The sequence below is a fragment of the bacterium genome (assembly GCA_030655055.1).
GTDB lineage: Bacteria > Edwardsbacteria > AC1 > AC1 > EtOH8 > UBA5202.
Map to the genome: position 1 here is coordinate 1 of JAURWH010000070.1, position 7962 is coordinate 7962.

A 7962-nucleotide genomic window follows, 5' to 3' on the forward strand; every position below is an offset into this window, starting at 1 on the left:
GCCATCGAATGCTTTCTAAAACAAATAGCCTTGTCCCGCCGGCTTGATGACAAACCCATTTTAAGTTACGGCTCTTATATGCTGGGGGTGACGCATTCGGAAAAAGGAGATTTTACCGAAGCCCAACAAGCTTTCGTTCAATCCATAGAAGTGGCCCGCAGCTTCGGATTTAATCACTACCTGTGCGGCTATCTGGCCCGGTTAGCCAAACTTTATCTGGAAAACGGACATCCCTGCCAAGCTCTGGCTTTGATCCCGGAAGCCCGGGAAATGGCTCAAAAAACAAAACGCCAGAATGTGCTTTTCGAACTTGATGTGCTTTTGGCCCGGCTTGCGGCGGCTGAAAACAAGGAGACCGCAATTGAACAGCTGAAAACCCTTGTTCCATCTGCCCCCGATGACGATCAAAAGGCCGCAGTCCTTTTGCAGATCTACCGTCTGGCCGGAGGAGAGGCTTGCCGCCGGGAGGCCGCGGAGCTGTTCCGGAAGCTTTACGATAAGACCCCAGCCTACCTGTATAAAAAAACTTTGGCGGAATTGACCTGAGACAATAGCCTATGCCGGGGTGATTGCCAACCCTGCCTGCAGCAGGGTGTATTAAGCCCATAGAACTATATAGAATAGAGATTGCGGCAGACAGAGAGAACGCTCAAACAGGACAGATAAGCGCGATATCATAAATATTGGGGGAAATACAACAATGGTAAATACTGCCAGAACGATTTTAAAGCACATCCGCAAATTTCAAGTGCCCGATATTTTAAAGAACCAGCAGATAAAACTGGATCCTTCCCGGCTTAAAGAGATTGAACTGTCCATAAGAAATAATTACCATCAGGGCTGGAGGAGTGAAAAGCACTATACCAGCGAATCCTATGCCGTTGACTTAAAAGAGCATTTGATTGACCGGCTGGAAAACGACAGGATCACCTACATCCCTTGGTTCAATAAAACAGTCCCGTTGAAAGGGGCCAATATTTTGGAAATAGGCTGTGGAACAGGCTCATCCACGATTGCGCTGGCAGAACAAGGGGCTAATGTAACAGGGATTGACATCGATGAAGGAGCTTTAAAAGTGGCCCGTGACAGGTGCAGGGTTTATAATGTGCCGGCCACGATGGTTTCCGGCAATGCCGCTGCAATATGTGACGATTTGCGGGGGCGGAAATTTGACCTGATAATTTTCTTTGCGGCCATGGAACATATGGTGCATGATGAAAGGATTGACTGCTTAAGGAAATATTATGATCTATTGGCAAAGGGCGCATACCTAAGCATTGTAGAAACGCCGAACAGATTATGGTATTTTGACGGTCATACCTCTTTTTTACCGTTTTTCAACTGGCTTCCGGATGATGCGGCCTTCGATTATTCCAGGTTCAGCTCTAAGGAAAATTTCAAAGAATTGTACCGGATACATACGGATGAGAATGTTCTGCATTTTTTAAGGAGGGGCCGGGGGGTTAGCTTTCATGAGATGGAAATAGCCTTGAATATTCCGGCAGACAAATTTCATGTGGCGGATTACTTCCGGCGGCCATTTTTCCCGTTTTCCCTGGATTCTGGATATCATAATTTGTTGCGGAGGATATATCCCAAAATCAGCAAGGGTTTCTTTTATCCGTCCATTGATATTATAATAAAAAAATAAACTGTTTGTAACTCGAAATCATGCCCACACCCATCAACATCGACCAGCAGGCCATCCTGGACCCCTTTGCCCAGAAGCTCTTGAACCTTATGCCCTACAAGGTGCGCAAGGTGCTTTTGGCCGCCAGCCTTTACGACGCCTTCATCCTGGAAGAGGACGGCCGGCTGGCCGACCTGCTGGGCCAGGCCTACAAACAGCGGGACCTGGGCTACGTCCCCTCCATCACCCGGGTCACCGGCGGGGCCAACGCCCTGGAGCTGCTGGGCAAAGAAAGCTTTGACCTGGTGGTCTGCATCCAGCGGCTGGGCGACATGGACCCCTTCACCTTCGGCCAAAAGGCCAAGGAGATCCTGCCCGGACTGCCGGTGGTGATCCTGGCCTTCAACACCCCGGAGCTGGCCCGGCTCCAGCAGATGAACGATTTTACCAAGGTGGACGGCATCTTCGTCTGGCAGGGCGATGGCAAGATACTCACCGGGATCATCCAGCTGATGGAGGATTTCAAGAACGCCGAGAGCGACACCAAGGCCCTGGGACTGCCCAATCTATTGATAGTGGAAGATTCCATAAGCTTCTATTCCAGTTATCTGAACGTCCTGTTTGACGAACTGTGGGACCAGACCGACCGGCTGCTTAACGAGGACCTGGGCTTCAGCCAAAAGGCCTTGCGCCAGCGGGGACGGCCCCGGGTGCACCTGGCCCAGAACTATGAGCAGGCGGTGGAGATATATCAAAAGTTCAAGGCCAACCTGCTGGGCGTGTTCACCGACGTCCGCTATCCCAAAAACGGAAAGCTGGACCCCCAGGCCGGGATAGAATTCGCCAAGATGATCCGCCGCGACCTGCCCCACCTGCCGCTGGTGATCCAGTCCAGCGAGCCGGAGACCGAGCAGATAGCTTCCGGCCTGAAGGCCGAATTTTTGCTGAAAGGCTCGCCGTCATTGACGGATGAATTCCGCCATCTTTTAGTCGAGCACATGGGCTTCGGCGACCTGGTGCTTAAGAACGCCGACAACAGCGAGGCCGCCAGGATCCCCAATCTGGAATCATTCATCTCGGTCATCGACAGCCTTCCCCAGGACCTGCTGCACCGGAACCTGATGCGGGGGGACCTGAAGCGCTGGCTTTTGGTCCGGACCGAGTTCGGGCTGGCCGAGCAGGTCACCAAGCTGGCCTTGGCCGACAACGACGATGTCTCATCGCTAAAACTCCTGCTGAAGGAAGCTTTGGACCAGAACCACCGCCGGCAGAACCGGGGCAGCATCGTCTATTATTCCCGGCGCTTCAACGTGCCCCAGTGGCACTTCACCCGGATGGGCGGCGGCTCCATCGGCGGCAAGGCCCGGGGCCTGGCCTTCGTGGACAAGATACTGAACTCCCAGTTTGACCACTCGCTCTATCCCGGGGTCAGCATCTCCATTCCCAAGACCCTGGTGCTGGGCGCCGACGTCTTCGACGATTTCATGCGCCACAACAAGCTGTTCAAGCTGGCGGTGGATGAGGATTCCGACGCCCGCATCGCCAACGCCTTTTTGAACGCCTCCCTGCCCCCCACCGTGGTGGGCGACATCCGGGATTTCATCAGGCAGGTCCGGAAACCATTGGCCGTGCGCTCTTCCAGCCTGCTGGAGGACGCGCTCTACCAGCCCTTCGCCGGCATCTACTACACCAAGATGGTCCCCAACAACCAGTCCGATCTGGACGCCCGGTTTTTGAGTTTGGACAACGCCATCAAGCTGGTCTGGGCCTCCACTTTTTTAAAGCAGGCCAAGAGCTACATCGAGTCCACCAACCACCGGGTGGACGAGGAGAAGATGGCGGTGATCATCCAGGAGGTGGTGGGTGCGGATAGGAACGGCCGCTATTATCCCGATTTCGCCGGGGTGGCCCGCTCCTACAACTATTACCCGGTGGGCCACGCCAAGCCGGAGGACGGCGTGGTCAACGTGGCACTGGGGCTGGGCAAAAGCGTGGTGGACGGCGGGGTCTCGCTCCGCTTCACCCCGGCCTACCCCGAGATCCTGCCCCAGTTCGGCACCGCCGATGACATGCTGGACAACAGCCAGAAGAGCTTTTACGCGGTGGACATGCGGCCCAGATCCAACACCGCCTACGCCGATGAGGACCAGTATCTTTTGAAGCTGGGGATCGAAGAGGCCGAGAAGGACGGGGTGCTGGAAAGGCTGGGCTCCACCTACTCCTTTGAGAACCAGCAGCTGCAGGACGGGATCGGCCAGCCCGGCCCCCGCGTCGTCAGCTTTGCCCATATCCTTAAATACAAGCTGTTCCCCCTGGCCGAGCTTTTGGATCACCTGCTGAAACTTTCCTCCCAGGCCATGAGCTGCCCGGTGGAGATGGAGTTCGCGGTCCGTCTGGATCCCAAGAATATCTTTCCGGCCGACTTCGGCTTCCTCCAGGTGCGGCCGCTGGTGGTCTCGGACGAGCTGGTCAAGATCGACGTCTCGGCGAAAGACATCCAACAAGCCCTCTGCTTCAGCGACAAGGCCCTGGGCAACGGGGTCACGGCCCTAAGCGACATCATCTACGTCCGGCCCGGCTCCTTCGACGCCTCCCGCACCCCCCAGATGGCCGATGAGGTGGGACAGCTGAACAAGAAGTTGAAGGAACAGGGCCGCCCCTATGTCCTGATCGGTCCCGGCCGCTGGGGCTCCAGCGATCCCTGGCTGGGCATCCCGGTGAAGTTCGACCAGATCTCCCAGGCCCGTACCATTGTGGAGGCCTGCCTGCCCAACATGAACGTGGACCCCTCCCAGGGCTCGCACTTCTTCCAGAACATGACCTCGCTCCGCATCGGCTACTTCACCGTGCCCACCGACCCCGAGCACGGCAGGATCGACTGGGACTGGCTGGAATCTCAGCCGGTGACGGACAGCACCGAGCACCTGCGCTGGGTGCATCTGGACCAGCCTTTGGAGGCCCGGATCGACGGCCGCAGCGGGATGGGGCTGATCAGCAAGGAGTGACGAGTTTTTATATGGGACGCAGATCCCCGCAGATTGTGATCATAAAGTCCAGTAACATAAACTAAAGTTCTGACAGCCCACCCTCCCCTTCCAGGGGAGGGATAAAGGGAGAGGTCCGGCCTAACCCGTAGCACGATTTTACAATTCGTAGCACAAACAAATAAAGCCTGAAAATATTTCCGTGTTTCCTGTCTTTTCTGGTTTCCGTGTAAAGTCCACTGTCGTCCCCAGTATTACCTTAAGCAACAACTAATCCCACAAGGAGCCAGCGCTATGCCCCACCACAAGCCCGAATGGCAGGTGATCGTAGACCTGCTGCGCGACACCAACCCCATCCTGCTGAACCGGATCGGCCGCAAGATGATCAACTACCTCTACAAGCGCAACATCAAGCAGGTGGAGGAGCTGATGCAGCGGCTGGACACCACCTCCAGCGACTGGGAGTACAGCGAGAACCAGCCCATGCCCAAGATCAACCAGTCCCTGCTGGAGCACATTGTGGAGGAGATATTCCAGATCGCGGCCAGGGAGATCGACGATGACGAGCTGGCCCGGATCATCAGCTTGTGGCTTAAGCACGAGCAGTCCCGCTTTCTGGGCATGGCTTCCGAAAAGCGCGACGTCTCGCTGGCCGAGATCTCCGACGCCGTCCAGCGCTTCGCCAACATGCCCGACGCCCAGAAGAGCCTGTCGCCCGAGGAGAACATGGGCATCAAGGTGGCTTTGATCCGCCGGTTCCTGAGCGAGGAGATGCACTACATCAACGTCACCAAGAAGCACGCCACGGTGCCCGACTTCATGCAGACCCTCTCCCGCACCATCGGGCCCTCTTTGGGCAACGGCAAGCTGGGGGGCAAGGCGGCCGGGCTTTTTAGGGCCGAGAAGATCCTGATGAACGCCAAGAAGGACTATATCTCCCTGCGCAACCTGGTCACCCCCAAGACCTGGTACATTGCCTCGGACGGCATATTGGACTTCCTCCATTTCAACGCCCTGGAGGAGATGCCCACCATCAAGTACCGCGACCCGGTGGAGATCCGCCAGGAATACCCCTACCTGGAGCAGATCTTCAAAAACTCGGCTCTGTCCCCGGAAATAATCGCCGGGCTGTCCCTGTGCCTGGACGACTTCGGCGACCGGCCCCTGATCGTCCGCTCCTCCAGCCTGCTGGAGGACAGCCTGGGCTCGTCCTTCGCCGGAAAGTACAAGAGCCTGTTCGTGGCCAACCAGGGAACCAAGCGGGAGAAGATGGAGGCTTTGACCAACGCCATCGTGGAGGTCTACGCCTCGGTGTTCGGGCCCGACCCCATCGAGTACCGCCGGGAGCGGGGCCTGCTGGACTTCAACGAGGAGATGGCCATCGTCATCCAGGAGGTGGTGGGCCAGCGGGTGGGCAAGTATTATTTTCCGGCCTACGCCGGGGTGGCCTTCAGCTACAACGAGTTCCGCTGGTCGCCCCGCATCAAGCGCCAGGACGGCATCGTCCGGCTGGTGGCCGGGATGGGCACCCGGGCGGTGGACCGGGTGGGCGACGACTACCCGGTGCTGATCAGCCCCGGCCAGCCCGGCCTCAGGGTCAACGCCAGCCCCGAGGAGGTGCTCTGGTATTCCCAGAAGAACATCGACCTCCTGAACATGGAGACCCGCCGCTTTGAGACCATCACCGTGGACAAGCTGTTCCAGGAGATCGGCAACGATTTCCCGGCCCTCTCCCAGGTGATCTCCATCTACCAGGAGGGCCAGCTGTTCTCGCCCACCGGCACCATGGTCAACCTCAGCGAGGGCCAGCCGGTGGTCACCTTCTCCAAACTGCTGACCCACGGACCATTCATTCCCCAGATCAAGGACATTTTGAACATCTTAAAGGACACCCTGGGCTTTCCGGTGGATATCGAGTTCGCCTGCGACGGCGACATCCACAAGCTGTACCTGCTGCAGTGCCGGCCCCAGAGCCAGGCCGGGGGCGCCGCCAGCGTGGCCGTTCCCAAGGATGTCCCGGCCTCCGACATCCTGTTCACCGGCAGCCGCTATGTCACCAACGCTTTGGTGAAGGACATCGAGTACATAGTCTACGTCGATCCCATCCAGTACGACGCCCTGCCCAACATGGAGGAGCTGATCCAGGTGGGCCGGGTGGTGGGCGACCTTAACCAGAAGCTGCCCCGCCAGAAGTTCATCCTGATGGGGCCGGGCCGCTGGGGCAGCCGGGGCGACATCAAGCTGGGGGTCCGGGTGGGATACTCGGACATCAACAACACCGCCATGCTGATAGAGGTGGCCAAGAAGAAAAAGGACTACGTGCCCGAGCTTTCCTTTGGCACCCACTTCTTCCAGGACCTGGTGGAGGCCGGCATCCGCTACCTGCCGCTTTATCCCGACGAAAAGGGCGCCGCCTTCAACCAGGAGTTTTTCGACCATTCGCCCAATGTGCTGAGAAAGCTGCTGCCCCAGGCCCGGAATCTGGAGCAGGTGGTCAAGGTGATCCACGTGCCCAAGGCGGCCGACGGCGCCACCCTGACGGTGTACATGGACGGAGACCGGGAACAGGCCCTGGCCGCGCTGACCCGGTAGTCCGGGCAAGGGTTCGGCAAGCCAGCCAGCTCCAGCCATGCGGCTGTCAGCAGATATCATCCAAAGCTTAAACGCAAACAACTGTCCTTTGGACCCTGAAAAATGAAGAAAAAGATCATCATCAACGACAAGATGCAGCAGGGCTATTATCATCTTGCCGAGCCCGAGGGCAGGAACTTTCACCCCGACTTTAAACCGGAGCTGACCCCGGCCCAAATGCTTAGGCTGGGCGTCTTCGGCGGCAGGTACATGACCGACTGCCAGAAGGAATTCCCGGCCAGCTGGTTCAAGCAGGCCAAGCTCTGCCCCAGTCGCCACGACCCTGATCTGAACTGCTTCAAGGTCAATGCCAGCCAGCCGCTGAAGGTCTGGCAGGACAAGGGCTGGATCCACCCGGCCGACCCCCGGGGCTGGTTCCAGTGGTACTGCCGCTATTATCTTGGCCGCCGGATCCCGGAGGAGGACGCCCGCCAGATCCGGCGCTGGAAGGCCATCCGGCGCCATGCGGCGGCCCTGAAGAAGAACTGCCCCAAGGGGAAACTTGACTGCCGACCCCGGCAGCGCCAGGCCATGCTTCATTGGGCCTATGATTCCAGAAAGATGTGAATTGTTTATCAAATCAGCTCAGAAAACATGGAGAACAAATGGTGCCAATCCCGGTATGTCGCGTTAAAACGATCAGTGAGCATCGCAGTTGATGGCGGAAAAAGCTTGTCTGCATGTTTGAGGGCTTGGCCAAAGCCCGAGTTCAGACAA

5 protein-coding genes are annotated in these 7962 nt (G+C 57.5%); all 5 read left to right on the top strand.

The window, feature by feature from the left end; translation table 11 throughout:
• Positions 1-546: hypothetical protein (locus Q7U71_03125; GenBank protein MDO9390747.1), on the top strand; the 546-nt coding region annotated here is incomplete at its 5' end.
• A 154-nt stretch (positions 547-700) separates the two neighbouring features.
• A complete protein-coding gene (locus Q7U71_03130; protein ID MDO9390748.1) occupies positions 701-1651 on the top strand; it encodes a methyltransferase domain-containing protein in 951 nt (316 codons plus the stop codon).
• A gap of 20 nt (positions 1652-1671) precedes the next feature.
• Positions 1672-4635, top strand: coding sequence for a PEP/pyruvate-binding domain-containing protein (locus Q7U71_03135; protein MDO9390749.1), 2964 nt, complete (start codon positions 1672-1674; stop codon positions 4633-4635).
• 273 nt (positions 4636-4908) lie between these two features.
• Positions 4909-7206 carry a PEP/pyruvate-binding domain-containing protein gene (locus Q7U71_03140; protein ID MDO9390750.1) on the top strand — a complete coding sequence of 766 codons (2298 nt, stop codon included), beginning with the start codon at positions 4909-4911 and terminating at the stop codon, positions 7204-7206.
• 102 nt (positions 7207-7308) lie between these two features.
• The gene (locus tag Q7U71_03145) at positions 7309-7812 is read left to right on the top strand and encodes a hypothetical protein (GenBank protein MDO9390751.1); all 504 of its coding nucleotides are present in this window, start codon (positions 7309-7311) and stop codon (positions 7810-7812) included.
• Positions 7813-7962: the final 150 nt, after the last annotated feature.

What these genes read in the sequence shown, in the direction of transcription:
- Q7U71_03130 (MDO9390748.1), top strand. Translation starts at nt 701, where the DNA reads ATGGTAAATACTGCCAGAACGATTTTAAAGCACATCCGCAAATTTCAA.
- Q7U71_03135 (MDO9390749.1), top strand. Translation starts at nt 1,672, where the DNA reads ATGCCCACACCCATCAACATCGACCAGCAGGCCATCCTGGACCCCTTT.
- Q7U71_03140 (MDO9390750.1), top strand. Translation starts at nt 4,909, where the DNA reads ATGCCCCACCACAAGCCCGAATGGCAGGTGATCGTAGACCTGCTGCGC.
- Q7U71_03145 (MDO9390751.1), top strand. Translation starts at nt 7,309, where the DNA reads ATGAAGAAAAAGATCATCATCAACGACAAGATGCAGCAGGGCTATTAT.